The organism is Planctomyces sp. SH-PL14 (assembly GCF_001610835.1).
In the GTDB taxonomy this organism is placed as follows: domain Bacteria; phylum Planctomycetota; class Planctomycetia; order Planctomycetales; family Planctomycetaceae; genus Planctomyces_A.
This window is the reverse complement of record NZ_CP011270.1, coordinates 6,379,602-6,403,768: the sequence shown is the minus strand read 5'-3', so window position 1 is coordinate 6,403,768 and position 24,167 is coordinate 6,379,602. Positions and strand designations below refer to the sequence as shown.

Annotated in this window: 22 protein-coding genes and 1 pseudogene; 15 read left to right on the top strand and 8 right to left on the bottom strand. The window is 65.4% G+C overall.

All coding sequences use genetic code 11. The annotated features are described in order from the left end of the window. Positions 1–32: 32 nt before the first annotated feature. The 12 genes and pseudogenes from mutL (at position 33) to VT03_RS24450 (ending at position 13,112) form a co-directional block, all read left to right on the top strand. Positions 33–2,183: a DNA mismatch repair endonuclease MutL gene (mutL, locus tag VT03_RS24505; RefSeq protein ID WP_082846501.1), complete on the top strand. Its 2,151-nt coding sequence runs from the start codon at positions 33–35 to the stop codon at positions 2,181–2,183. 541 nt (positions 2,184–2,724) lie between these two features. After that, on the top strand, positions 2,725–4,059 hold the full coding sequence (gene ahcY, locus VT03_RS24500) for an adenosylhomocysteinase (protein ID WP_075095438.1): 1,335 nt from the start codon (positions 2,725–2,727) through the stop codon (positions 4,057–4,059). Positions 4,060–4,744: 685 nt separating this feature from the next. Beyond that, positions 4,745–5,269: an ECF-type sigma factor gene (locus tag VT03_RS24495; RefSeq protein WP_075095437.1), complete on the top strand. Its 525-nt coding sequence runs from the start codon at positions 4,745–4,747 to the stop codon at positions 5,267–5,269. 12 nt (positions 5,270–5,281) lie between these two features. Continuing rightward, positions 5,282–5,905 (top strand): annotated as a pseudogene (locus tag VT03_RS35015) (hypothetical protein); the annotation flags it as partial. Between the two features lie 40 nt (positions 5,906–5,945). Beyond that, on the top strand, positions 5,946–6,842 hold the full coding sequence (locus VT03_RS24485; protein WP_197489070.1) for a serine/threonine protein kinase: 897 nt from the start codon (positions 5,946–5,948) through the stop codon (positions 6,840–6,842). Between the two features lie 183 nt (positions 6,843–7,025). Further along, positions 7,026–7,562, top strand: a complete 537-nt coding sequence (locus VT03_RS24480) for a YkgB family protein (RefSeq protein WP_075095434.1) — start codon at positions 7,026–7,028, stop codon at positions 7,560–7,562. Between the two features lie 141 nt (positions 7,563–7,703). Further along, a complete protein-coding gene (locus VT03_RS24475; RefSeq protein ID WP_075095433.1) occupies positions 7,704–8,315 on the top strand; it encodes an RNA polymerase sigma factor in 612 nt (203 codons plus the stop codon). Between the two features lie 17 nt (positions 8,316–8,332). Beyond that, a complete protein-coding gene (locus tag VT03_RS24470; protein ID WP_075095432.1) occupies positions 8,333–8,593 on the top strand; it encodes a hypothetical protein in 261 nt (86 codons plus the stop codon). A 14-nt stretch (positions 8,594–8,607) separates the two neighbouring features. Continuing rightward, entirely contained in the window at positions 8,608–10,026 is a 1,419-nt protein-coding gene (locus VT03_RS24465) for a polysaccharide lyase family 1 protein (protein WP_082846499.1), read from the top strand. Positions 10,027–10,172: 146 nt separating this feature from the next. Beyond that, positions 10,173–11,423 carry a GNAT family N-acetyltransferase gene (locus VT03_RS24460; RefSeq protein ID WP_075095431.1) on the top strand — a complete coding sequence of 417 codons (1,251 nt, stop codon included), beginning with the start codon at positions 10,173–10,175 and terminating at the stop codon, positions 11,421–11,423. A 17-nt stretch (positions 11,424–11,440) separates the two neighbouring features. Beyond that, positions 11,441–12,010, top strand: coding sequence for a hypothetical protein (locus VT03_RS24455; RefSeq protein WP_075095430.1), 570 nt, complete (start codon positions 11,441–11,443; stop codon positions 12,008–12,010). Continuing rightward, complete coding sequence (locus VT03_RS24450) at positions 12,000–13,112, top strand: nucleoside hydrolase (protein WP_075095429.1); 1,113 nt, start codon at positions 12,000–12,002, stop codon at positions 13,110–13,112. The genes VT03_RS24455 and VT03_RS24450 overlap by 11 nt, the downstream gene beginning before the upstream one ends. 34 nt (positions 13,113–13,146) lie before the next feature. Here the strand turns inward: VT03_RS24450 and VT03_RS24445 are convergent, their stop codons facing one another. The 4 genes from VT03_RS24445 to VT03_RS32910 form a co-directional block, all read right to left on the bottom strand. After that, a complete protein-coding gene (locus tag VT03_RS24445) occupies positions 13,147–14,118 on the bottom strand; it encodes an alpha/beta hydrolase (protein ID WP_197489069.1) in 972 nt (323 codons plus the stop codon). Between the two features lie 182 nt (positions 14,119–14,300). Then, positions 14,301–14,501, bottom strand: coding sequence for a hypothetical protein (locus VT03_RS24440; protein WP_156514734.1), 201 nt, complete (start codon positions 14,499–14,501; stop codon positions 14,301–14,303). Positions 14,502–15,003: 502 nt separating this feature from the next. Then, the gene (locus VT03_RS24435) at positions 15,004–15,300 is read right to left on the bottom strand and encodes a hypothetical protein (protein WP_075095426.1); all 297 of its coding nucleotides are present in this window, start codon (positions 15,298–15,300) and stop codon (positions 15,004–15,006) included. Between the two features lie 82 nt (positions 15,301–15,382). After that, positions 15,383–16,420 (bottom strand): DUF1559 domain-containing protein, encoded by a 1,038-nt coding sequence (locus VT03_RS32910; RefSeq protein ID WP_075095425.1) that lies wholly within the window; start codon positions 16,418–16,420, stop codon positions 15,383–15,385. Positions 16,421–16,733: 313 nt separating this feature from the next. On the opposite strand from VT03_RS32910, the gene VT03_RS24425 reads away from it, so the two are divergent. Both VT03_RS24425 and VT03_RS24420 read left to right on the top strand, forming a co-directional pair. Further along, entirely contained in the window at positions 16,734–17,528 is a 795-nt protein-coding gene (locus VT03_RS24425; protein WP_082846497.1) for a cyclase family protein, read from the top strand. A gap of 174 nt (positions 17,529–17,702) precedes the next feature. Continuing rightward, positions 17,703–18,476, top strand: coding sequence for a class I SAM-dependent methyltransferase (locus VT03_RS24420; protein WP_156514732.1), 774 nt, complete (start codon positions 17,703–17,705; stop codon positions 18,474–18,476). Between the two features lie 86 nt (positions 18,477–18,562). Here VT03_RS24420 and VT03_RS24415 read toward each other — a convergent pair whose 3' ends face one another. Then, positions 18,563–19,843: a hypothetical protein gene (locus VT03_RS24415; RefSeq protein WP_197489068.1), complete on the bottom strand. Its 1,281-nt coding sequence runs from the start codon at positions 19,841–19,843 to the stop codon at positions 18,563–18,565. A gap of 623 nt (positions 19,844–20,466) precedes the next feature. On the opposite strand from VT03_RS24415, the gene VT03_RS24410 reads away from it, so the two are divergent. Continuing rightward, positions 20,467–21,780, top strand: a complete 1,314-nt coding sequence (locus VT03_RS24410; RefSeq protein WP_197489067.1) for a patatin-like phospholipase family protein — start codon at positions 20,467–20,469, stop codon at positions 21,778–21,780. A 15-nt stretch (positions 21,781–21,795) separates the two neighbouring features. Here the strand turns inward: VT03_RS24410 and VT03_RS24405 are convergent, their stop codons facing one another. The 3 genes from VT03_RS24405 to bfr all read right to left on the bottom strand — a co-directional run bounded on the left by VT03_RS24405 (position 21,796) and on the right by bfr (position 24,152). Next, entirely contained in the window at positions 21,796–22,680 is an 885-nt protein-coding gene (locus VT03_RS24405; RefSeq protein ID WP_156514730.1) for a hypothetical protein, read from the bottom strand. A gap of 423 nt (positions 22,681–23,103) precedes the next feature. Further along, positions 23,104–23,538: a hypothetical protein gene (locus VT03_RS24400; protein WP_075095421.1), complete on the bottom strand. Its 435-nt coding sequence runs from the start codon at positions 23,536–23,538 to the stop codon at positions 23,104–23,106. 125 nt (positions 23,539–23,663) lie between these two features. Next, positions 23,664–24,152, bottom strand: a complete 489-nt coding sequence (bfr, locus tag VT03_RS24395; RefSeq protein WP_075095420.1) for a bacterioferritin — start codon at positions 24,150–24,152, stop codon at positions 23,664–23,666. Positions 24,153–24,167: the final 15 nt, after the last annotated feature.

Below are 24,167 nucleotides of genomic sequence, written 5' to 3'. Positions count from 1 at the left end.
TGACGACCTCTCGCGTTTCCGCGTCCGACTCCATGACCGCTTCGACCGACCCTGACCTCCCGGCGACCGAAGTCTCTTCCACCGCCGACGCCGGATCGCGGATCCAGAAGCTCTCGGTCAGCGTCGTCAACAAGATCGCCGCCGGGGAAGTCATCGAGCGCCCGGCGAGCGTCGTGAAGGAGCTCGTCGAGAACTCGATCGACGCCCTCGCGACCCGGATCGAAGTCGACATCGGCCAGGGGGGCGCGGAGCTGATCCGGATCCTCGACAACGGCGAGGGGATCCATCCAGACGATCTCCTGCTGGCGGTGACGCCGCACGCCACGAGCAAGATCCGCGAGGCGGACGACCTGTTCCACGTCCGCTCGATGGGGTTCCGCGGCGAAGCCCTGGCGTCGATCGCCGAAGTCTCGCAGTTCCGCATCCGCTCGCGGCGGGCCGAGCATCCGATCGGCCATGAGCTGCAGGTCGACGCCGGCATCCTCAAAGAGCCGATCCCGAGCGGCGGCCCGGTCGGAACGACCATCGAGGTCAAGCAGCTCTTCGTCAGCACGCCGGTCCGCCGGAAGTTCCTCAAGTCGCCGTCGACCGAGTTCGCCCATATCGCCGAACAGTTCACGCGGCTGGCCTTGGCGAATCCGAACCTCCACATGGTCCTGCGGCACAACGACCGCACGATCTATGAGCTCCCGGCGACAGACCAGCTCCGCGAGCGGCTGGAGCTATTCTACGGCTCCGAACTGGCGAAGCACCTGATCCCGATCGAAGGGGAGCGGGACGGCAACCGACTGTGGGGCTTCGTGGCCCATCCGAGCCAGACGAAGCCGACCCGCAAGGGGCAGTACCTGTTCCTCAACGGCCGCTGGATTCAGGACCGGACGCTCCAGCAGGCACTGACCGAATCGTACCGCGGGCTGGTCATGGTGGGGCGATATCCGATCGCCTTCCTGTTCCTCGAGATGTCGCCGGAGAACGTCGACGTCAACGTCCATCCCACGAAGTCAGAAGTCCGGTTCCTCGACAGTCAGCCGCTGTTCCGGCTCGTGCTGGCGACGATCCGGACGAAGTTCCTGTCGATGAATCTCGACTCGAACCTCGACGCCCGCGGGATGCAGTCCGGCGGCGGGGTGAAGACCGGCAGCGGATTCGTCTTGTCGAGCCTGGGGGGACCAAGCGAGACGAGTCGCGCCGAGGGCGACGGCGAGTGGGAGCAGCGGCCGACAATGCAGCAGGAGCTCGCCTCCTGGATCGACCGTCAGCTCTCCCCCGCCCCGCCGGCGCCGAGTCTCTTCGACCGCCCGGCCAGCAGCGACGGCGACGCTGAACGCACCGCGTTCCCCGCCCGGGCCGTCGAGGGCCATGAACGGGATTCGGGAGACACCGCCCCGCGGTCCTCCTCATGGAGTGCCGATGCCGCCCCCGCGCCGTTCCGGCCCTATCCCGACTTCGGCGCCCCGCGACCGGCGGTGTCCGCTCCAGACGACCGCTTCGCCGATTCAGGTCCTCCCGCCGAGCGTTTCTCTCCGACGGAGGTCGAGCCGCGTCCCTCGTCCATCGTCTACGCCCCGACCGCACACGATGTGTCCGCGCCAACGTCGGCCGGTGCCGAAGTCCGGGCGATGCAGGTCCATGACTGCTACCTCATTGTCGAGACGACGGAGGGGATCCAGCTCATCGACCAGCACGCGCTCCACGAGCGGATCATGTACGAGCGGCTGCGGGAGCGGGTCCTGGCGAAGTCGGTCGAGGTCCAGCGACTCCTGATCCCGGTGACGATCGAACTGTCGCCGCGGGAAGTCGGCCTGCTGATCGACCAGACCGATGTCTTGGCCGAGCTCGGGCTGCAGGTGCAGTCGTTCAGCGGCAACACCGTTGCGCTGACGGGCTATCCGACGATGCTGGCCAAGGCGGACCCGGCGGAGATCCTGCGGCACGTCGTCGACGAGCTGGAGGCGTCCGGTCAGAAGGTGACGCGGCGGGATCTCCTCGATTCGATCCTGCACATGATGTCGTGCAAGGCGGCGATCAAGGCGGGTCAGCGGCTGAAGCCGGAGGAGATCGAGTCGCTGCTGGCCCAGCGACATCTCGTGGACGATGCCCACCACTGTCCGCACGGGAGGCCGACGGCGCTGATGCTCTCGCGGGTGGAGCTGGACCGGCAGTTCGGCCGTTTGGGTTCCTAACGGGGATGCACAAACCGCGTCCTTGCCGGCACAGCTGTGTTTGCTCTAACCCAACGTGCCACGGCAGCCGGGGTCAAGGGGGTCACCCCTTGCCGCCGGAGGCGCTTCGATGAGGAACCGTGGTAGGTAACGGGCGACCGCTTTGTGGAACCAGCGTTGAGGACTCCCTCAAAGTACACCCCTCGCGTTGCAATCCCCGCGGGTTGGTGAGGGGGCATCCGATACGTCGTCCGCGCTTGGATACGAACTCCTTCCGATGGTTCCCGACGAGACAGGCCTCCGGCGGGCAGGGGGTGGCCCCTGCACGCCACCAGGGCATCCGCCCTAGACCCGGTTCTCTTCGCCGTAACTCCCATCTTCACAAGGAATTCGCATCCGTCAAAATGACCTCCCACCCAGCGATTTCCTTGCCAGCGTCTTGTTTATGGTGGGGGCCTTCCCCTATTCTGCGGCGGTCCGTTTCCAACGGGTCAGGCCCTCCGGCCGTGCGCGGAGGCCGGTTTCGTCTGTTCTGTCTCGTCTGTCCAAGGATTGTTTTCCGATGCCGACCGCCATGCCCAAACTTCAGCCGTACAAGGTCAAGGACATGTCCCTGGCCGAATTCGGTCGCAAGGAGATCGAGATCGCCGAGCACGAAATGCCCGGCCTCATGTCCCTCCGCAAGAAGTACGGCGCCTCGAAGCCGCTCAAGGGGGCCCGCATCGCCGGCTGCCTCCACATGACGATCCAGACGGCCGTCCTGATCGAGACCCTCACGGCCCTCGGCGCCGAAGTGAAGTGGTCGAGCTGCAACATCTTCTCGACCCAGGACCACGCCGCCGCCGCCATCGCCGCCGCCGGCATCCCGGTCTACGCCTGGAAGGGTGAGACCGCAGAAGAGTTCGACTGGTGCATCGAGCAGACCCTGTTCTGGGACGACGGCCAGCCCCTCAACATGATCCTCGACGACGGCGGCGACCTCACCGTCATGGTCCACGACAAGTTCCCCGAGCTCCTCCAGGGGATCAAGGGTCTGTCGGAAGAGACGACGACCGGCGTCCACCGCCTGTACCAGATGCACGCCGCCGGCAAGCTGGCCGTTCCGGCGATCAACGTCAACGACTCGGTCACCAAGAGCAAGTTCGACAACCTGTACGGCTGCCGTGAATCGCTCGGCGACGGGATCAAGCGGGCGACCGACGTGATGGTCGCCGGCAAGATCGTCGTCGTCGCCGGTTACGGCGACGTCGGCAAGGGCTGTGCGGACGCGATGCGGGGCCTCGGCGCCCGCGTGATCGTCACCGAAATCGACCCGATCTGCGCCCTCCAGGCGGCGATGGAAGGGTACGAGATCACGACGATGGAAGAGATCGCTCCGAAGGGCGATATCTTCGTGACGACGACCGGCTGCCGGGACATCATCCGCGGCGAGCACCTCGACGTGATGAAGAACAACGCCATCGTCTGCAACATCGGCCACTTTGACCTCGAGATCGACGTCGCCTACCTGAACGGCCGCAAGGACATCAAGCGGGTCACGATCAAGACCGACGCGCAGGCCGGCGGCCCGGTCCATCGTTACGTCTACCCGGACGGCAAGGGGATCCTGATGCTCGCCGAAGGGCGGCTAGTGAACCTCGGCTGCGCGACCGGCCACCCGAGCTTCGTGATGTCCAACAGCTTCACGAACCAGGTCATCGCGCAGCTGGAGCTGTGGGAGCGGGCCGAGCAGTACTCGATCGGCGTCCACACGCTGCCGAAGCACCTCGATGAAGAAGTCGCCCGGCTGCACCTCGACCAGCTCGGTGTCAAGCTGACGAAGCTGACGCCGACGCAGGCGGACTACCTGGGAATCCCGGTGAACGGCCCATACAAGCCGGATCATTACCGCTACTAAGAGTCGGTTGTTGCTCGCGGATAGCAATCAGAAGCGGCGGACGAAAGTCCGCCGCTTTTTTATTTCTAAGAGGAGATGGAAGAGCCAAGCCCACCGCGACGTCTATCCACCGGGTCCAGGGGCTACCCTGGTGGGGAGTGCAGAGGGGCAACGCCCCTTTGCCCGCCGGAGGCCTGGCCGTCGAGAGTCGTCAGAAGGAGCATGTATCCAGCACGGACAACGTATGGGATTCCCACTCACCAATCCGCGGGGATTCCAAAGCGAGCCGTGAGTCCTCAACGCTGGCACCAGAGAGGGGACATCCATTGTTTGCCACGGCCCCCCAGGCTGCCGTCGCACATTGGGTTTGACGTAGCAACGTAGTGCCGGGGGGGGCCGTGGCGAGAACCCTTCTTGACGAAGGGCCTCGCGCACGGGGCCCGCCTCACCGTTCGATGTCGTGCCCGGTGCGATTGAGACGACAACGAAGACCCTCTGCCCGCCCGCCTTCGGCAGACTCGGCCTCCGTCCGCTGCGATCACTCCGTGTAGCCCGGATTCGAGCTCGACATTTTCTCCCGACATCTGCTCAAACTGAATCAGGACTCCATATCTATTGGCGTCCGATGCGGGCAAACTGTGCAGTCAAAAATCAGAAGAATCGAAAATAGTCATTCGTCAGCCACGGCCAGCGCGTTGATGAAGTCATGAATACTCCTCGTCCAACGGACTCCCAGTTCGCGTGGTTTGCCGAGGTCGCCCGCGAACTGAGAGCGATCGCGGAGAGGGCTCTCTCCAAGGAGCGGCCGGGGCATTCGCTCCAGCCCACCCTGCTCGTGAACGACGCCTACTTCCGACTGCTCAAACAGCGGAACGTCGACCGGGGCAATCGGAACCGGGTCCTGGCGGTCGGCGCGAGGATCATTCGGCGGCGTCTCGTGGAGTACGGACGAAATCGACGGCGGCGGGTGGAACAGGCGCCGGGTGCGACTTCGGAAACACTCATGGTTTCTGTCGCGGGGTCCGGCGAGGACTTCGACATCGTCGACCTGAACGACGCCCTGGTGGCCCTGAAGAAGCTGCACCGGCGATCCGCCCAAGTCGTCGAACTGAAGTATTTCGGCGGCCTCAGGAACAAGGAGATCGCCGAACTGCTGGGAGTCACGCGTGGCACCGTGCACACGGACTGGAGATTCGCGAAGGCGTTTCTCTACGACGCCCTGAAAGGATGATGACCTTCTCCCATGGCGATCCCAGACGGCGAGAATCTTTATGACCTTTACCGCGAGGCCAAGGATGTCCCTTCCGCCGACCGCCAGTCCTGGGTCCGGGCGCGCTGCGGCGACTCCCCGGAAACCGCGGACCTTGTTCTCCGGCTCCTGGCGGCGGACGACGTCAACTCCGGCTTCCTGGGGGAGTCTGGAGGCGATAGCGCCAGTGGAGCGTCAGCGAGCACCAACTCCGGTGCAACGGGTCACGTGGACTCGCCCCTGGAACTGCTGCCCGGGAAGCTGCGGCAGATCGCCTCTCTGGCCGAGACGTTCCCCGGCGAAGGCGCGGAATCACATCCGTCGGGATTCGACAATGCCGACCGGAAGACGACGGGCTCACCGCTTCTCGACGACTACGAGATCCTCGGAGAAATCAGTAGTGGCGGGATGGGGATCGTGTACCGGGCTCGTCAGAGAAGCCTGAACCGACCTGTCGCGCTGAAGATGATTCGGAGCGGGACCACCGCCTCCCCGCAGGAGATCCACCGCTTTCAGGCGGAAGCGAAGGCGGCCGCCTCGCTGGCCCATCCGGGAATCGTCCCGATTTTCGACCGGGGTGAATGGAAAGGGTATCACTACTTCTCGATGCCGTACGTGGAGGGGGGGAAGCCTGGAGGATCGGCTGGCGGACGGTCCGTTGTCGAGTACCGTTGCCGCCTGGTTCGTCACGCGGATCGCCCGAGCCGTTCACTACGCGCACACGCAGGGGATCGTCCACCGGGACCTCAAGCCAAAGAACGTCCTCATCGATCGGGATGACCACCCGAGGGTCGCGGATTTCGGCCTCGCCAAACGGCTGGAGGCGGAAAGCGGTGTGACCCTCCCCGGCCAGATCATGGGGACGGCCAGCTACATGGCTCCCGAGCAGGCCGAGGGAGACGTCGAACGGATCAGCCCCAGGTCCGACATCTACTCCCTTGGGGCGATTCTCTACTGCCTGGTCGTCGGCCGCCCCCCGTTTCAGGCGGCCAGCGTCCTCGAAACGTTGAAGCAGATCATCGAACGTGACCCGATTCCCCCGCGCCAGGTGACCCCCTCGATCGCAGTGGACATCCAGACGATCTGCCTCAAGTGTCTCGCCAAAAATCCGGCCGATCGGTACGAGACGGCGGAAGCGCTGGCTGAGGACCTGCAGCGTTTTCTGGATGGCGATGCCATCGTGGCTCGAATGACCTGCCCCCTGCAGAGACTGTGGCAGCGATTGCGGCGGCTGGTTCGCAGGACCGGTCTCACGACGATCGGGGCGCTCCTGCTGGCGATCGTCACCACGGTCGTCTCGATTCGGCAGGGGATTGAGCTAAGAGACAAGGATGCGGAGATCACCAGCCTCAGGGTGACCATACGGTCCCTGGTCGTTCATTGGGCTCTCGATCCCTCTCTCCTCGAATCGCCCCCGCCGGACGACGGTCAAGGCCCCGATCTCCTTCGCCGGATGCGTGTGGCGACGGACGACGACTTCATCCTGGACCTCCTGGGAGCAAGACAACCTCACGCGCTCCTCTGGAGTGTGTTGAACGGAACTGTGCACCGGTAGTCCGGAAGGGAACACGGAGTCGTGATCCGCTCTCGTCGCTTCGCCCCGGCGACTCGACGGCTGTCCTGGAAAAACCGGGACGGATGGGGGGTAAGACGTTGCGCGATGGCTTCGTCTCATGGCTGTGGGCAAGGCCGAATGGCCTGCCGGTCAACTCTGTTGTCAGCCTCGGGAGCTTCGATCATGTCCAACGTCATTTCGGCCCGGCCTCAGAACGTTTCCGCTCTCTCCGACCGCGAGAGCAGGCCGTCGGGGCTCACATCGCTGGCCGCTCGCGTGGAGGCCGCTGGGCAGTTCGCGATCCCGTACAGCCTCGTTGTGGTTCTGGTCTATATCGGGGCCTTGAAGTTCACGGCCTACGAGGCGGAAGGGATCAGCGGGCTGGTCCGCAACAGTCCGCTGATGTCCTGGACGTACTCGTTCTTCAGTGTGCGGGGCCTGTCGGCACTCATCGGGTCCTCGGAACTCGTGATCGCGGGCCTGATCGCCCTGCGTCCCTGGTCGGCCCGGGCGTCGGCGGTCGGCGGCCTGCTCGCGATCGGCATGTTCCTCACGACGCTCAGTTTCCTGTTTTCGACGCCGGGGGTCGTGGAAGCCTCGGTCGGATTCCCCGCGCTCTCCGGGATGCCGGGACAGTTCCTCCTCAAAGATGTGGTCCTGCTGGGGGCCGCCCTCTGGACGCTGGGCGATTCTCTGAAGGCGCTCGCCTCCGGACGGTAGGCCGCCGTCGATCTCCGGGAGCCGCGTCCGCGATCGGACCGGCTCAGGCGTCGATGGACAAGGAGGCAGCCTTTCCGGCAAGCTGCGGCCTGCGGACCGGATGGGCGTTGTGCACAAAGGGACCGGCAGCGAGACAGGCGCGTGGAACGGGAGCCGTCATACACCGACGATTGGACAGACCGCCTGAAGGCCGGCGGCCCGGTTCGCGATCATGCCCTCGCGGAACTGACCCGGCTGCTGACCCGCGGTTTGGCGAAGTCGCTGTCCCAGCGCTACGGGGGAGGCGTCCTGGTGGAGGACGTCGTTCAGGAGGCGATCCTCCGCATCCTGGCCTCGCTCGATCAGTTCGCGGGCCGGAGCCGGTTCACAACCTGGGCGATGACGATCGCCACCCGTATCGGGATCGATGAGTTGCGGCGGAAGCACTACCGGGCGGTCTCGCTCGACTCGATGACGGGAGCGCACCTCCGTATCGCGGTCCCGGCGGCTGGAGGCGAGCTGGCGGACGGGGAAGTCGATCGTCGCCGCATGCTCGAAACGCTCAGGATGCTGATCGACACGGTCCTGACCGAGAAGCAGCGGGAGGCGACGCAGGGGCTCCTGGATGGCCTGCCGGTCGAGGAGATCGCCCGGCGGACCGGGAGCAATCGGAATGCGGTCTATAAACTGGTCCACGATGCGCGGATGCGGCTCCGCGACGGCTTTGAGGCGGCCGGGATCTCGCCCAGCGACGTGAACGCCGTTTTTGCCTGAGGAGGGAGGACCGCGAGATGTCACTTTCCGACGAGCAGATCTCCGATCTGGTCAGACTCGCCGCGACCGCCGAGACGGATCGGCTCGACTGTGACGGCTGCTTTGCGCAACTGGCGGCCTTCGCGGAGCTGGAACTGGCTCACAAGGAGATTCCGGAAGCGCTCCGGGCCGTCGAGGTGCATCTCCGTCAGTGCCAGTGCTGCCAGGCGGAGTTTGAGGCGCTGATGGAGGGGTTACGGAGCCTCGAAGACGAATCCCAGTCCGATTTCGGTGGCTGAACACCAAGGCTCCCATGAAAGCCAGTCTCTTCGCTGTCGCGGTCGGTGTTTGCCTGGGGGCGGTTTCGTCCATCGGCCTGGCCCAGGAAGCAGCCTCCACGTCACCCGTTGTTCGTGCGTTTCCTGGAGCCGAAGGCTGGGGAGCGGCCAGCGTCGGCGGGCGCGGTGGGCGGGTCATCCGCGTCACCAATCTCAACGGCGCCGGGCCGGGGAGCCTGGCCGAGGCGTGTGCCGCGGCGGGACCGCGGATCGTGGTCTTCGACGTGAGCGGCGTCATCCGCGGAGATGTCCGGATCACCCAGCCGCACATCACGATCGCCGGACAGACCGCGCCGGGCGCGGGGATCACCATTGAAGGGCTGGTCTCCACGTACGACCACGGCGTCCACGATGTCATTATCCGTCACTTGCGAGTTCGCCCGCCCCGCAGCACAGGCCAGGGGGGAGATTGTCTTCAGATCGGCGGCCTCGGGCCGCGACGGAGCGGGACGTACAACGTCATTCTCGACCACCTCTCGGTGAGCTGGGGAAACGACGAGGTCATCGACCTCTATCACGCCCATGACGTGACGGTCCAGTGGTGCTCCATCGAGGAATCGGACGATCAGGGGCATGAAAAGGGGGCCCACAACTTCGGACTGATCTCCGCAGCGGAGGACAGCGGAGCGGTGTCGCTGCACCACAACCTCTGGGCTCATCACGCCCGCCGCGTCCCCTGCCTCGCCCCGTACCGGACGAACGCGGCGGGGGACTTCTGCAACAACGTGGTCTACAACTGCCGCGGCGGATACACCGACGATGGCCACGGCGCCCGGGCCCGCAGCCCGGTGAACCTGCACCGGAACTACTACCGCCGCGGCCCGCAGACGATGGACCGGATCTATCCCTACGCCCTCTCTCCGGAGATGGACTATTACGTCGCGGACAACCACTTCGAGGGGTGGGGCGACCAGGGGCACCCGCGGCACTGGCGGTACGGGGGCGGCGCCGGGAGCGTGCCGCGGTGGATCCAGTTCAACAACAACGGCCGCGAGCTGGCGGAACCGGCGCAGGTTCCTCCGATCACCACTGTCGACGCCAAGGCGGCCTATGAGGTCGTCCTCGCCCAGGCCGGCTGCTGGCCGCGCGATCGGGTGACGAAACGGACGGTGGAGGAAGTCCAGGGACAGTCCGGCCAATGGGGCCGCAACGCCCCCCTGAAGCCGACCGACGAATGGTTCCTGGAGGGGCTGTCTCCCGGAACAGCCCCCCGGGACACGGATCGCGACGGTCTTCCCGACGACTGGGAACAGGCCCACGGACTGGACCTCCGCGATCCGGCCGACGCGGGCCGGATTGTGCCAACGGGTGGATCCGAGGGGGACCGGCACCGGGGGTATCCTTACCTCGAGTTCTATCTGAACGAGCGGGCCGACCGCCTTGTTCCCCGATAGGACCGCCGCGACGGGCCGCGGGTCGCGGGTCCTGAACGCCGAGCGACCTCGCAAGCTCCCCTCGCTGGAGGCCGCGAACTCCCATCTCTCCGTCGCTACACTGGGACCGCGGCACACAGGGCACCCCCAGCGCAAAGGGAGCGGCCATGAAGAAGATTCTCGAGCGGCTGAAGCAGTCCCAGGCGGACCATCGGGAACGGCGGCGGAAAACCGGGTTTGAGTTCGCGCTCGCCGATCGCGTGGGACTTCTCTCTCGCGAAGGGTGGGACGCCGTCGCCGCGGGGGCCTCGATCTTCCTCCAGCGGGACGTGCTCGAGGCGATCGAAACAGCCGGTCCCCGCGAGATCAGCCCGCGTTATGCGCTGATCGCCGAACAGGGACGGCCGGTCGCCGCCCTCTCGGCCCAGATGATCTCGATCGGCGGAAGCCGCCTCGTCGGACGAGCGGCCACGGGCGCCAACACCCGGGAGAAATCGCTCAAGGCCCGGACCCAGGACACCCTCAAGCAACTGGGCAAGAAGGGGACAGCCGCGGTCAAGGCCCGCGTTCTCGTCGGCGGCAACCTGCTCGCCTGGGGGAACCACGGCATCGCGATCGCCCCCGGGGAGGATGCGGCGCGGCTCTGGCCCGCCATCGCGGAGGCGATGTACCGGATCCGTGCTTCGGAAGGCCTGTTCGATCAGACCGATTACGTCCTCATCAAGGACATCCCCGCTCCGCTGCGGGCCGGCAGCGAAGCGCTCCGGCGTTTCGGGTACCGCCCCGTCGAGACCGACCCCGACATGCTCCTCGCGATCCCCTCCGCGTGGCGGGGGTACGACGACTACCTCGGAAGCCTGAACTCCCGCTACAGGAAATCGGCCCGCGGGATCGCTGCGGATGTCGAATCGGCGGGGTATGGCGTCGAATCACTTTCGGACTGCGGCGGCCACGAGCGCCGCATCCACGAGCTGTACGGGAACGTCCACAACCGGGCCTCGATCCGTCCCGTCACCGCCCCGGAGAGCTACCTCCCTGCCCTGGCCCGGGCGCTCGGCCCCGACCGGTTCCGCTGCACGCTGCTCCGCCGGGGAGACGATGTGGCCGGGTTCGTGACCACGCTCAAGGATGGCGACACCGCGATCGGCTACTACATCGGGATCGACTACGCGGCGAACGAGCAGGTGCCGGTCTATCTGCGGCTGCTGCAGGCGACCGTGGCGGACGCCATTTCTCTCGGCTGCCGGCAACTGTCGCTGGGGCGGACCGCTCTCGAACCGAAGGCCCGCCTCGGGGCCAAGCCCCTCCCGCTCTCGGTCTGGGTCCGGCACCGGGTCTCGGTCATGAACTACCTGATCCGCCCGCTCCTGGGAGCCATCCCGCACGACGAACCTCCCGAACGCTCCGCCCAGAAGTGAAGGGGCCGAGGCCAGCGATGCCTGCACACCTCAAACCGCTCGTCGACGAAATCCTCCGGACGTACCGGCTCCCTCCGACCGGCCTGCACGGCGTCGCCCATTGGGCGCGAGTCCTCGAGAACGGACGGCGTCTGGCCGGCGAAACCGGCGCGGAGATCGCGGTCGTCGAGCTCTTTGCGGTCTTCCACGACGCGCGGCGCGTCAACGAAGGGTACGACCCCGATCATGGACCGCGCGGGGCGAAGCTGGCAACGAAGCTCCGCGGTTCGCTCTTCGAGCTGGAGGAGGGTGCGTTCCGCCTGCTCTGCCGGGCCTGCGAGGGGCATACCCACGAATTGACGCACCCCGACGTCACGATCCAGACCTGCTGGGACGCCGATCGGCTCGACCTGGGACGGGTCGGCATCGAGCCCCACCCGAGCCGCCTCTGTACGGAGGCGGCGCGACGCCCCGAAACGCGGAAGTGGGCTGACGGACGGGCGTGCTTCCAGTTCCTCCCCGACTTCGTCCTCACCGCCTGGGACATTGACCTCCAGGGCGTTCACACCGAGTCCTGTTTCGAAGAGCCGTCGACCGATGACGAATGAACCGATCTCCGGAATCCGAATCGCCTTCGCCCGAGCGATCCTCGCCGCGATGGTTCTGTTCTCCATCCGCCCCGCAGGGGCGGCGGACCAGAAAGGGGCCAAGCCGGACGCGACCGCGACCAAGCCTCCCATCCCGATGATCATCGACGTCGACATGGAGTCGGACTGCGACGACGCGGGAGCCCTCGCGATGGCGCATGCCCTGGCCGACCAGGGGGAATGCGAAATCCTGGCGATCCTCTCCTGCTCGCGACACCGCTGGACCGTCCCCTGCATCGACGCCATCAACACCTACTACGGCCGCCCGAACCTGCCGATCGGCCAGGTCGCCAAAGGGGTGGACCAGGACTCCCGCTATGCCCGGTACGTCGCCGAACACTTTCCGAACGATTGCACCCGCGAATCTGCAGTCGAAGCGGTCTCGCTGCAGCGGCGGCTTCTGGCGGGTGCGAAGGACGGGAGCGTGGTCTTCGTGACGCTCGGCTACCTGACGAACCAGCGGGACCTGCTGGCAAGCGGTCCCGACGAGCACAGCCCGCTGGGTGGCCGCGACCTGGTCCGTCAGAAAGTGAAAGCTCTCGTCAGCATGGGAAGCCGCTACCCGGCCGATACGGCGCCGCCCCAGAAGACCCAGGCAGGGGCCTGGGGCAATTTCCGCCCCGATCCGCAGTCGGCCATCACCGTCACGGAACAGTGGCCGACCCTGATTCACTTTACCGGCGGAGGAGAGTTCGCGATGCGGTGCGGCAGCGGCGAACGGCTGCACGAAACGCCCGAGTCGAACCCCGTCCGCAAGGTGTATGAGCTCTTCTTCGCCGGACGTTCTCCGGCCGCGACCTCCACCCGGCAGCACAGCGCCGACCAGGTGGCAGTGTGGATCGCCGTCCGGGGAATCGAGCCGTTCTTCCGGGTCGTCACGGAAGGCCACAACGAGATCGACGTCTACGGCCGCAACGCCTGGAAGCCGTCGCCGGACGACTCCCGGCAGCAGTACACGTCGGACTTCACGGACGGCGTCGATCCCACGGCGGCCTCGGAGGCCTTCAACGAACTGATGAATCGGCCTCCGGCGCGCCGATCCGCCGCGCCGGACCGCCCCTGACGCCACGCACGGCATACATGACCGCCCGCATCCTCTACTGCAGGTGATGCCTCAGTTCCGTCGCGACCTGCCGCAGGGACGCCCGAACGGCGGGGATGGTGGCAAGCGGATTCAGCAGCCCCCAGTCGTGAATCATCCCGTCGTAGCGGACGACCGTCACATCGACACCGGCGTCGTTCAGCTTGCGGGCATACGCCTCTCCTTCGTCGCGGAGAACGTCGTGCTCCGCGACCTGAATGAGCGCCGGCGGCAGCCCTCGCAGTTCGTCCGGGGCGGCTCGGAGGGGCGACGCGTAGCTCGTGGCGCGTTCCTCGGGATCGGTCGTGTAGTGATCCCAGAACCACATCATCATGTTCCGGGTCAGGAACCGTCCCTCGGCATACTGGTGGTACGAGCCGGTCTCGAAGCTGGCGTCGGTGACGGGCCACATCAGGACCTGCAGCCGGATCTCCGGACCGCCCAGCGCTTTGGCCATGAGAGCGACAACCGCCGCCATGTTGCCGCCGACGCTGTTCCCGACGACCGCCAGCCGCCGGCCGTCCAGGTTCAGGGTCTGGCCGGACTCGGCAACCCACTTCGTGGCCGCGTAGGCCTGGTTGATGGCGACGGGAAACCGGGCTTCCGGCGACGGAGTGTAGTTCACGAAGACCGCCGCCGCCCCGGAACCGGCCACCAGGTCCCGGACGAAGCGTTCGTGCGTCGGGAAGTCCCCCAGGACCCAGCCTCCCCCGTGGAAGAACATGAACACGGGGAGCGTCGATTTCACCCCCGCCGGCCGCACGACCGTGAGTTCGACGCTCTGCCCCTCGTGATCGAATGACGCCCGGGAAACGTCGCACGGTGGCAGTTCCACCGCCACGGAGGACTGCGCGGAGACAAGGACCGCGCGGGCCTCAGCGGGCGACATCTTCTCCATCGGTTTCCCTCCGCTGGAGTTCAGTTCCTTGAGGAAGTCACGAATCCGAAAGTCGATCGCCGGGTCAGCGGCGGGGTCCAGGGTTGGCATCGGAAACATCCTTTCGGAGAAGTACCGGAAATCGGGCCGATGGACAGCGTAGCCGAAAGCAACCCTCATTCCGCGGGACGGATCGCCAGGATGTCCCGTTGAGGCGACTCCGTGGCCGGCCCGAAGTCCGATCCGGCACATCCGTCGTGGCCAGTTTTGGGCCGGTGGGAGACATGGCTGGTCTACTGGGCCCGCGTCCGGTAGAGCGCGGCGGAAGCTTCCCGGACGTCGTCCCATATCACCACGACACCCCGGGCGAGATACGAGGTTTGGATCCGTCGCTGGGACTCGTCGAAGCCGTCGCGAAATTCCCGGCGGAAGACTTCGATTCCCGTCTTGTCCCACGATCCGAATTCGTACTCGATCGCCCGGGACTCGCCCACGCTTCGGTCCACCGTCGCCGGACAGCGAGAGGTGAGCGTCAGCGATTTTTCCCAACCGGCGAGGTGGCCGCGCAGCTCTTCGACGATCCATGGTTCGCCACGTCTGGGAGGACCCTCCCCTGGAGAACGAAGGGGACGTGGAGGATGTCACGGCCAGACTGCATCTGGCCACCTCGCGTGAGAACGTCGGCCTGCCTCGGCCCAGAGACTTCATCCTGAACGCCCGCGCATGACGCCGTCAAGAGGCGCCATCAATCGACTGCCGACTCAGGATCAGCCGACTGGTCGCGGGCACTGTCGCGAGTCCCCCTCGACGGCAGCCTCACCAAAGGCCCACAGGCTGTTCGACGTCTCGCTGCGCCCGATCAAATCAACGTCGACGCCCAAAGCAGCAAGCGATCATCACCACGCCAGCACGCATGCCGGAAATTGTCGTCCACCTCACACCGCCGTTCGACCTGACCTGAGAGATCCGGCCGAACAGCGGCTCCGGAGGCCGGAACTACTTGAGCTTGTCCAACAGCTTCTTGGCGGCCGCTTTGACCTGATCGGGAGTTTGAGCTCTCTCGAGAGCCTGATAGTCCGGCATCAGACTCTTGTCCGTTTTCTCGACCATTTCCGACATCCCCGCCAGGGCGCTTCCGCCGCTTCCGCTTTCGGCCACATACTTCAGCCGCTCCTTCAACTGGTCGGCGGAACTGACCTCCGGCGAAACGGAGGGGGCGGGGGCGGGAGCGCCGGATCCACATCCGAACGCGAGCGAGACGATCATCAGAGCGCAAAGGTGGCGAGCGGCCATACTTGGAGAACCTCGGCAGGGTACGACAAAACCCTTCGGGGTGGTCCCCGAAGGGTCGAGAGAGCCAGTCAGCAGGAGTGAACTATTCGATCGGCGGGACGCTCTGCCCGTCCAGTCGCGAGCCGTATCGCTGGTAGACTTCCCAGTCGATCGCTTCGCCGAAGAACTTGACCGATCCGTCGGCCAGCATCGTCATGACGCCGCCGGCGTGCTTGCTGCGGGCCGCGTGCATGCCGCGACCATCGTAGTTGCATCCCGCACAATGGAATGTCACGTTCGGCGTCTGTGAATTCGGCGTCAACAGAGTCGTGAAGCCGGTTCGAGACTGTTGGCCCCGGATCCACTTCTCGCCCACCCGGTTGCCGTTGAAGGTCGTGATCGCAACCGCAGCCGCCGACCAGCCGTCGATCGTGGCCTTCGTAAGGGTGGGATAGGAGTCCGGAGCGGCGTTGGCACCGGAGATCCCGTTCCCTTCCCGGACTTTCGCCAGATTGGCAGGCGTTCCCAGTGCTCCCCCCTGATCGGTCGTGACGATTTCGGCGAAGGCGATCACGTTGCTCGTGCCGTCATTGATGTCGCCGATCCGGACCCAGACCGACTGGTTGAAGATCCCGTTCTGGTCCGTGGTCCCGATCCCCCAGCCCTTGTTCGAACCAGCGCATCCGGCGTAGTTGTTCCAATCCACGCGATCCTGCGGGGGGCTGTCCGAGGGGCAGAGGAAGCCGGCCACCCGCTTGGAGTTCAATCCAAGAATCGATTCCGCGCTAACCGTTCCGTCGTCGTTCGCCCGGCGATTCTGATCGATGAGGGGAATGATCTGGTTGTAGAGTGCGGACTGATCCATCAACGGCAGCAGCATCGTGTGTGCGCTGTAGGATCGCCAGCCGTTTCCGGCATTCCCTTCAACCACCGGCCCCTGCACCATGCGGGGAAACATCCCGTGAATTTCGTGGTAGCCGTGAAGGGCGATTCCGAACTGCTTCAGGTTGTTGGTGCAGGTCGAACGGCGGGCCGCTTCGCGGGCTTGTTGAACGGCAGGAAGCAGGATGGCGACCAGAACCGCGATGATGGCGATGACCACCAGCAGCTCGATCAGAGTGAATCCACGTCGGCGCAACATGTGACAGGTCCCCCGAAAAACTGACGTTTTGATGAATGCCCGAAAGAGAAAGAAGCTGGAGTCTCCGGATATCTTCCGTGACGCAGCTGCATCAGTCAACGTGAATGTGTGTTTTAGGTGAACGCGGAAGGGACGGTCCCTTCGCAGATCCCTGTGGCCCCTGCCCATGGCCCCGGACTTGAGGGCCAATCGGCTGAGTTTGACTTCGACCGGCGAACTGCGAGACGGAGAACTTCGTTCGAACGAAGGCTCCGCCTGCAAGAGTAAACGCAGACCGCCATCAATGTTCATCTGACATTCGGAAGAACGTCTCATGCGTCTGCTGGTTTTCGCCGTCTTCGGCTCATTTTTCCTCGGCATCCGCCCGGCCGATGGGCAGGAATCGATTCCTTCGCCGTTCGATTCTGAACGGACCCGTCTGGTGGACCTCAGCCTCCCTCTCAATGAGCGGACGCCGGTCTGGCCCGGGGAGCGGGCGGCTCCGTTTCGGTTGCAGACGATCGATACGCTCGAGAAGGACGGGATGCTCGCCAAGGCGTTCACGATGCCTGAGCACATGGGGACGCACATCGATGCCCCGAACCACTTCGTGGCGGACCGGCCGGGGGTCGATGGGATCGCGGCCTCGCAGCTCTTCGGTCCCGGGGTGCGGATCGATATGTCGCTGAAGGGGGAGCAGGACGCGGACGCGATGCTCACCGTGGACGATCTCGAGCTATGGGAGCGGCGGCATGGGCAGATCCCTAAAGGGACAATCGTCCTGCTCCAGACCGGCTGGGGACGGCATGTCGGGAACGTCGACCGCTACCAGAACCGGGATGCGACCGGAAAACTCCACTTTCCCGGCTACTCCGCGGAGGCGGCTGACTGGCTGGTCCGCGAACGCGATATCCGCGGGATCGGGATCGATACGATGAGCGTCGACCGGGGTCTCTCGTCGAAGTTCGAGATTCATCACGTTGTTCTCAAGGCGGGCCGCTACGCGCTTGAGAACGTCACGAACGTTGAAGACCTGCCGGCGACCGGCTTCGGTGTCATCGTCGCCCCGATCAAGATCGAGAATGGCTCCGGCGGGCCGACGCGCATCTGGGCGACCGTGGCGAAGTGACGCCGGGCCGAAGGAGAGGCGCCGTCTCCGAGACGCAGCTCCGCTCGGCGTTGACGCTGATCCGGTCAGTCATTCTGATCGCGGGACTTTCGCTGCTGGCTCGAACGCCCTCCCTCGATTCGCCGTGTGTCAGACCCCGCATTGGCCGCGGCGGCACTCCCGATCGGATTCGCCATGACACCTGATCCACGCCTCATTGACGTGTTCGATTCAGCCGGAGAACCGTACCGGAAGGCGTTCAGCACGTTCCTCGCCCACACCGACCAGAAGGCCAACGCGATGGTCTGGCTGGAGCGGGAGATCGAGGCCCTCCCCCGTCGCGGCACGTTCATCGACGCCGGAGCGGGGAACGGAAAGCTCACCCAGATCCTGCAGGAGCGATTCACGAAGACGATCGCGATCGAGCCGAACTCGTCGCTGCGGGCGGACCTCATCGCCGCCTGTCCGGACGCGACCGCGCTCGGGGAAATCATCTCCCGGGCAGAGCCCCCCGCCCCCGGCGACTTCGTCCTCTGCTCGCACGTCTTCTACTACATCGACCGCACCGAGTGGGCCGCAACCCTCCGCCGCCTTGCCAGCTGGGTTGCTCCCGGGGGCGTCCTGGCGATCGCCCTCCAACATCACGGGACCGACTGCATGCGGATGCTCCATCACTTCACGGGGCTAAGATTCGACCTCTCGTCCGTCGCCGAGAGCTTCGCCGGGGAGTTCGCGGACGAGTTCGACGTCCGGCACGATCTCGTGGAGGCCCACATCACGACGGACTCGCTGGAACCGGCCTACGAGATTGCCGTGTTCATGCTGAACCTGATCCCGCTTCCGTCGCCTCCTGCGCGGGATGACGTGAGAGAATACGTCGCTCGGCACTTCGCTCAGCCGGACGGGCAATATCGCTTCTCGTGCCACCAGCAGTTTGTCCGCGTTCAGCGCCGCGGTACGGCGCACTGAGTTCCCGTCGCCGTTGTGGATTGGACGGTTCCTCGATGGAAGCGCCTCCGGCGGCCAGGGCTTCCAGCCCTGGACCCGGGGTTCCTCTACTGGCTTGCCGCGTGCAGCCGCCACCAGGCTCCTTCAACCCAGAAGTACGTCGAATAGTAGAGGCGCGAATAGTCGTACCTGGCGATCACCCGCTCGATCGCCTCCCGGTGGCGAAGCACCACCTCGCGGTCCGGACATAACGTCACGATCCACGCCGCCGACGTCGGCTCACGGATGAACGCCGTCTCCTTCTGCCGTCGCGGCGACACCTTGAGATACGCCCGCAATTGCTCCTGAGCGACGCTCACCGCCTCCTGTTCGGTCCGCTGCGGCTTCCAGAGCGGCAGCATCGACGCCCGCCAGTCCATCTCGAAGTGGCTCGCATCCTGCGGATCAAACTCCATCGCGAGCGGCAGACTCTCCGCCGCCAGCCGGGCACTGGCCGCCAGTCCCCGGGCATACGTCTCCTTGAGCTCTGGATCGGCCTCCAGTTCCCACAGCCCTCGCAGTGCACCGACGCCGGCGCACGACGTCCAGTTGTGCGTCTTGGCGTAGAAGAACGCCATCCCGGCCTCGCATACCTCCCGCTTCGTGCGGTTCCCCTCACCACCGCGGCGGGCGAGTTCGAGCCGGTACTTCTCATCCCAGGCTGCATCGCCCGTGAGACGGTGCATCATCTTCATCGTGAACAGCTTCCGAGCCACCTCTTCAAAGTGGAATCCCTCGAACGTCCCCCGCGTCCCGAACGGGGCTTCAGCTGGCATCGTCCAGCCGCGGGCGGCGATGACCTCGACGTTCGAGGTCAGGTGTTTCGCGATCCGGGTCTTCTCCGCCTCCGTCGCGATCGCTGACTCACGGTATCGCCAGAGCCCTGTCAGCCAGGGGAGCGTCTGGTCGTTCGATCCCATCGCGTAGTGGGACGTTCCGTCGGTGCTGGCGCCGCGGCCGACGAAGCCTTTCACGTCGCTGAGGGAGTTCAGGAACAGGAGCCCTTCCATGAGCCGCCGGGCTTTCGCGGCGTCCTCGTCGGAGCGGGAGTGCTCCCACCGCAGGACTGCGGCGTCCATGTACATGCCGCCGAACATGGCTCCGTTCTCGATCGGGGTCCACCAGCCGAGGGCGTTTGGTTTTCCTTCGCGGCACTCTTCGGGCGTGGGACAGGTGACGGTGCCGTCGAGGTCGGTGAAGTCGAGCATGACTCCGTGCCGGTCGACGAAGCGTCGCCAGATCTCCTGATGTGCCTGTTCGACCGCTTCGGCCGGTGGTGCCGCGAGAAGAGGCGACGGTCCTGTTGATCGAGCGAAGAGGACAACGGCCAAGAGGAGGAACGAGCGCATCGGCACCTCAAGAATCGGAGTGACGGCGGAAGTCATCGTCAACCCCGCGATCACGGTCAAGCGTGCACATCGAACCGGGTCCAGGGGCACCCTGGTCAGGGGGTGCAGGGGGCAGAATGCCCCTTGCCCGCCGGAGGCCCTCTCGTCGAGAGATGTCTGAAGGAGAGCGTGTCCAAACGCGGAGACCGTGCCGTATGCCCGCTCACCAACCCGCGGGGATTCCAGAACGAGCGGTGAGTTCTCAACGCCGGTTCCACAAAGCGGACATCCGTTGCTTACCACGGTTCCTCATGGAAGAGGCCTCCGGCGGCAAGGGGGCGTGGCCCCCTTGACCCCAGGCTGCCGTAGCACGTTGGATTTGAGCTATGGGGGCTGTGCCGGCAAGTACGTCGTTCGCCGTGGCAAACTGGGGGGACTGCTGAAACCTGCCATTCGCCCAATCGCCGCCAATTGCCGATGCGGGCGTCTCAAACCCAACTTGACGTTGCCCCCTCCCGCGAGTTGCCGGGAAACTCCCGTCGCAGGTCCCTGAGCCGGTCCCGCGCGGCGCTCACGTCGCGAGATCGGCCCGGCGACCCGCGTCGGGCATCGCCCCGGCCTCAGTGAGTAGGATGCTCCCGAGCATGGACCGCGTTCGTTCCGTCATCAACCTCCTCCGCCAGTGCGCATTCGCTCTGGCGCTGGCGGGATGCGCGAGCGTCGCCCGGGACTACCCTCCGCCCCCCTTCCCTCTCCCGTCCGATAGCCAGCCCGAGGAGTCGCTCGGCGAGACCGACGATCCGTCGGAAGGGCTCGTCCAACTGACGAGCGGCGGCGGCAGCCTCAGCGGCACCCAGGAAGCCCCCCGGCACATCCTCGTCCTCTCCGGAGGAGGCGTGAACGGAGCCTTCACCGCGGGCGTCCTCGCCGGATGGTCGGAATCGGGAACGCGGCCGCAGTTCGACATCGTGACCGGCATCAGTACCGGCGCCCTCGTGGCCCCCTTTGCCTTCCTCGGGCGGGAGTACGACGGGACGCTGCAGCGCGTCTACACCTCCAAGGAGGCGACGCAGGTCTACAGCCCGCGACCGCTGCTGTTCTGGTCGGACGCGCTGGCCAGTTCGGAACCGCTCCGGAAGCGGATCGAGAACGAGATCACCGACGAACTCCTCCGGCACATCGCGGTCGAGCATCGCCGCGGACGGAGACTGTTTGCGGGAACGACCAGCCTCGACTCCCAGGAGCTGGTGGTGTGGGACCTGGGGGCGATCGCCGCGGGGGACGATCCGAACCGGACACGTCTTTTCCGCGACGTTCTGCTCGCCTCCTGCTCCGTCCCCGGGCTTCTTCCTCCGGTCCCGATCAACATCCAGGTCGAAGGGAAGCCGTACACGGAGCTCCACGTGGATGGCAGCGTCAGCACGTCGATGCTGCTGCTCCCGCAGATGCTCGGCATCGACCGGCAGGATGTCGCGGCATCGCTGGATGCGGCGAACTCGCACGTCTACGTGATCGTGGCCGGTAAGGCGATTCCTGACCGGATGCCGGTGGAGCGGGAGCTTCTCCAGATCACAGGCGCGTCGCTGCAGGGGGTCCTCAAGTCGCTCCAGACGCATGAGCTCAACCGGATCCAGCTCCTGACGCAGTTCACGGGAGCGACGTTCCACCTGGCGGCCATCCCGCCGCACATCCTGCTCAGTACCAGCTCGCTGAAGTTCGATATCGAGACGATGCAGCGGCTGTACCGGACCGGCCGGGAGATCGGATCGAGTTCCGACGCGTGGCTGGCCAAGCCGCCCGGGGTCGCCCCGGGGGAAGGCTCCGCCCCGCGGACGGGGTCGCGGATCGTCGTCCGGCCGTCGCGGTCGCAGAGCGACGCGTTCACTTTTGATCCCGAGGTCGAGCTCAAACGAACCGTGCCGCGGTCGTCGACTTCCGCGGTTCGGGGCATCCACTGACGCCGGCCCGTCTCGTCACTCGGTCGAGTCCGCCAGGTTGAAGACGTCGCGGTCGGTTCCGAAGGCGGAGAAGTACGGTTCTTTGGGAACCCAGACATCGACTGCTGGTCGTTCCCAGACAATCGACTCTCCCCTCTTGGCCCGCGTCGCGGCGGCTCCCATCCGGAAGAAGGCGTACTGCCAGCGGCGTTCCCCGCCGGCTTCCGCAACCGCCTCGAGGGCGAGGACGGATTCCGGGTTCGTTCCGGCGCTGAATGCGAACAGGGCGCCGTCGATCAGTCCGTGGTCGGCGTCCGCGTAGCGATGGATCGGACGGATGAGGAGCCGCAGTTCGTCCGTCTGGGTGGGGAACGATTCGGACGACGTGAACTGGCGGGCGAGGTCTTTCATCTGCCGGAGCCGTTCGTTGGCGGACTCGGCGACGGCCGGGGCGTCGGGGCACTTTTTCCATTCGGTCCCGGAGTGAGGGGGCGACCATTTCCAGCCGGCCGCGGAGGTGACGGTGACCGGTTCGTCGGCGAGGGCGGTCAGTTCGCAGCTCCACTTGGAGCCGGCGTTGTCGGGGAGCTGTTCGAAGAAGATGGCGGTGAGTGCTTTGGGACGTCCGGTTGTACCCCAGGCCCAGACAGCGCCGTCGGTGGTGACGGTCAGTCCTCCGGGGTTGCTGTAGCGGAGGAGCGGGGTTTCGACGAGTTTGACCGGTGTGGCTGGTTCGGCTCCGGCGGTCACCTTGAGTGAGGCGACGCGGCGGTGCATGGCTTTGAGGACGTCTGCGGAGGAGGGTTCGTCCGCAGACGCGGCGGTAGTGACCGCGATCGCGAGAAGGCCTATGAGAGTGCGGAACCAAGTTGTCCGCTTTGGGTCACCGCTGCACCGCAGGACGTGCTGAGCTGTTTTCATCGGAACCCTCAAGCCCGGGCCGAATCATGCCACCAAAATAGACAATTAGTCTACCACGTCAAGAGGGCATTCGACCGCGCCACAGCCACACCGGGTCCAGGGGCACCCCTGGTGGGGAGTGCAGAGGGGCAACGCCCCTTTGCCCGCCGGAGGCTTGGCCGTCGAGAGATGTCTGAAGGAGATCGTGTCCAAGCGCGGACACCGTGCCGTATGCCCCCTCACCAACCCGCCGGGAGTGCATCGCCAGCGGTGTATTTGAGAGAGTCCTCAACGCCGGTCCCACAAAGCGAACGTCCGTCGTTTACCACGGTTCCTCATGGAAGTGCCTCCGGCGGCAAGGGGGTGAGACCCCCTTGCCCCCAACGGCCGTAGCACGTTGGGTTTGAGGTGGCATAGCCGTGCCGGCAAGCGCGCTGATCGACCTCAGGCCGGCAGGTCGACTTCCAGCGACTTCGTAATCTCGTCGAACTCGGGGTACGTCTCCCCCTCTTCGTGATCCGTCACCTGATACATCACGAACAGCGTGTGCTGCTCCGACTGAAACGCCCGCAGATGGGCCGTATTGCACAGCTCCATACAGAAGAAATCGACGTCGATCGCCACCGCCGGCCGCCGCGCGATCGTCGCCTTCACCTCGCGGACCTCGACGTCCGGATACTCCTCCTGGTAAGCGTCGAGCGCCTCGTCAAGCACTTCCTCGGGAGCGGGCCGCTCGGCCAACAGCGTCAGGGACCAGAAGCAGGCGGGATCGCGCATCACGGTGATCGTGACCTGCTCCTCGTCCCCCTCCTCTTCGTTGAGGGTCCACTTCTCGGGATAGCGGAACTGGATGCCGAAATTGCGGTACAGCTGACTCATGGCAAAATCCAAAACGGAGCCGGCCACCGGGCGTGACCGACTCCGTTGATTGTACGAACGGATTCCTATTTGGCTCGACCTCACGGCGTCACCGCCGCCTCTGCGGGCCTCAGAGTCTGAGCGGCTCAGTGGCCGCCGGCCTTGTCTTCGCCGACCTGCGTGACCATGTAGTTGCCGATCCCCATCTTGGCGATCAGGTCGAGCTGAGCCTCGAGCCAGTCGATGCTGTCTTCGCTCTCCTTGATGATCTGCTCCATGATCATCTTGCTGGCGGCGTCCTTTTCGGCGGTCGCGATCACGACCCCCTGGTTGTACGTCACGCTGGCATTCTTCTCGAGCGCCAGGGCGTTCTCGAGCTGCTCCTTAACGTCCGAACCGACGCGGATCACGTCGTAGCGCGCGATCTCGGGAACCCCTTCCAGGAACAGAATCCGGTCGATGAGCATGTCGGCATGCTTCATCTCATCGATCGATTCTTCGTAGTGGTGGGCGGCCAGGCGGTTCAGGCCCCAGTTCTTGCACATCTTGCTCTGCACGAAGTACTGGTTGATCGCCGTCAGTTCGATGGTCAGCCCGGCGTTGAGGGCGTCGATGACTTTCTGGCTGCCTTGCATGATGTCGTTCCGGTT

What these genes read in the sequence shown, in the direction of transcription:
- VT03_RS24445 (WP_197489069.1), bottom strand. Translation starts at nt 14,118, where the DNA reads ATGCCAACCCTGGACCCCGCCGCTGACCCGGCGATCGACTTTCGGATT.
- mutL (WP_082846501.1), top strand. Translation starts at nt 33, where the DNA reads ATGACCGCTTCGACCGACCCTGACCTCCCGGCGACCGAAGTCTCTTCC.
- VT03_RS32910 (WP_075095425.1), bottom strand. Translation starts at nt 16,420, where the DNA reads ATGTTGCGCCGACGTGGATTCACTCTGATCGAGCTGCTGGTGGTCATC.
- ahcY (WP_075095438.1), top strand. Translation starts at nt 2,725, where the DNA reads ATGCCGACCGCCATGCCCAAACTTCAGCCGTACAAGGTCAAGGACATG.
- VT03_RS24460 (WP_075095431.1), top strand. Translation starts at nt 10,173, where the DNA reads ATGAAGAAGATTCTCGAGCGGCTGAAGCAGTCCCAGGCGGACCATCGG.
- VT03_RS24480 (WP_075095434.1), top strand. Translation starts at nt 7,026, where the DNA reads ATGTCCAACGTCATTTCGGCCCGGCCTCAGAACGTTTCCGCTCTCTCC.
- VT03_RS24405 (WP_156514730.1), bottom strand. Translation starts at nt 22,680, where the DNA reads ATGAAAACAGCTCAGCACGTCCTGCGGTGCAGCGGTGACCCAAAGCGG.
- VT03_RS24415 (WP_197489068.1), bottom strand. Translation starts at nt 19,843, where the DNA reads ATGCGCTCGTTCCTCCTCTTGGCCGTTGTCCTCTTCGCTCGATCAACA.
- VT03_RS24455 (WP_075095430.1), top strand. Translation starts at nt 11,441, where the DNA reads ATGCCTGCACACCTCAAACCGCTCGTCGACGAAATCCTCCGGACGTAC.
- VT03_RS24450 (WP_075095429.1), top strand. Translation starts at nt 12,000, where the DNA reads ATGACGAATGAACCGATCTCCGGAATCCGAATCGCCTTCGCCCGAGCG.
- VT03_RS24410 (WP_197489067.1), top strand. Translation starts at nt 20,467, where the DNA reads ATGGACCGCGTTCGTTCCGTCATCAACCTCCTCCGCCAGTGCGCATTC.
- VT03_RS24400 (WP_075095421.1), bottom strand. Translation starts at nt 23,538, where the DNA reads ATGAGTCAGCTGTACCGCAATTTCGGCATCCAGTTCCGCTATCCCGAG.
- VT03_RS24425 (WP_082846497.1), top strand. Translation starts at nt 16,734, where the DNA reads ATGCGTCTGCTGGTTTTCGCCGTCTTCGGCTCATTTTTCCTCGGCATC.
- VT03_RS24470 (WP_075095432.1), top strand. Translation starts at nt 8,333, where the DNA reads ATGTCACTTTCCGACGAGCAGATCTCCGATCTGGTCAGACTCGCCGCG.
- VT03_RS24420 (WP_156514732.1), top strand. Translation starts at nt 17,703, where the DNA reads ATGACACCTGATCCACGCCTCATTGACGTGTTCGATTCAGCCGGAGAA.
- VT03_RS24465 (WP_082846499.1), top strand. Translation starts at nt 8,608, where the DNA reads ATGAAAGCCAGTCTCTTCGCTGTCGCGGTCGGTGTTTGCCTGGGGGCG.
- VT03_RS24495 (WP_075095437.1), top strand. Translation starts at nt 4,745, where the DNA reads ATGAATACTCCTCGTCCAACGGACTCCCAGTTCGCGTGGTTTGCCGAG.
- bfr (WP_075095420.1), bottom strand. Translation starts at nt 24,152, where the DNA reads ATGCAAGGCAGCCAGAAAGTCATCGACGCCCTCAACGCCGGGCTGACC.
- VT03_RS24435 (WP_075095426.1), bottom strand. Translation starts at nt 15,300, where the DNA reads ATGGCCGCTCGCCACCTTTGCGCTCTGATGATCGTCTCGCTCGCGTTC.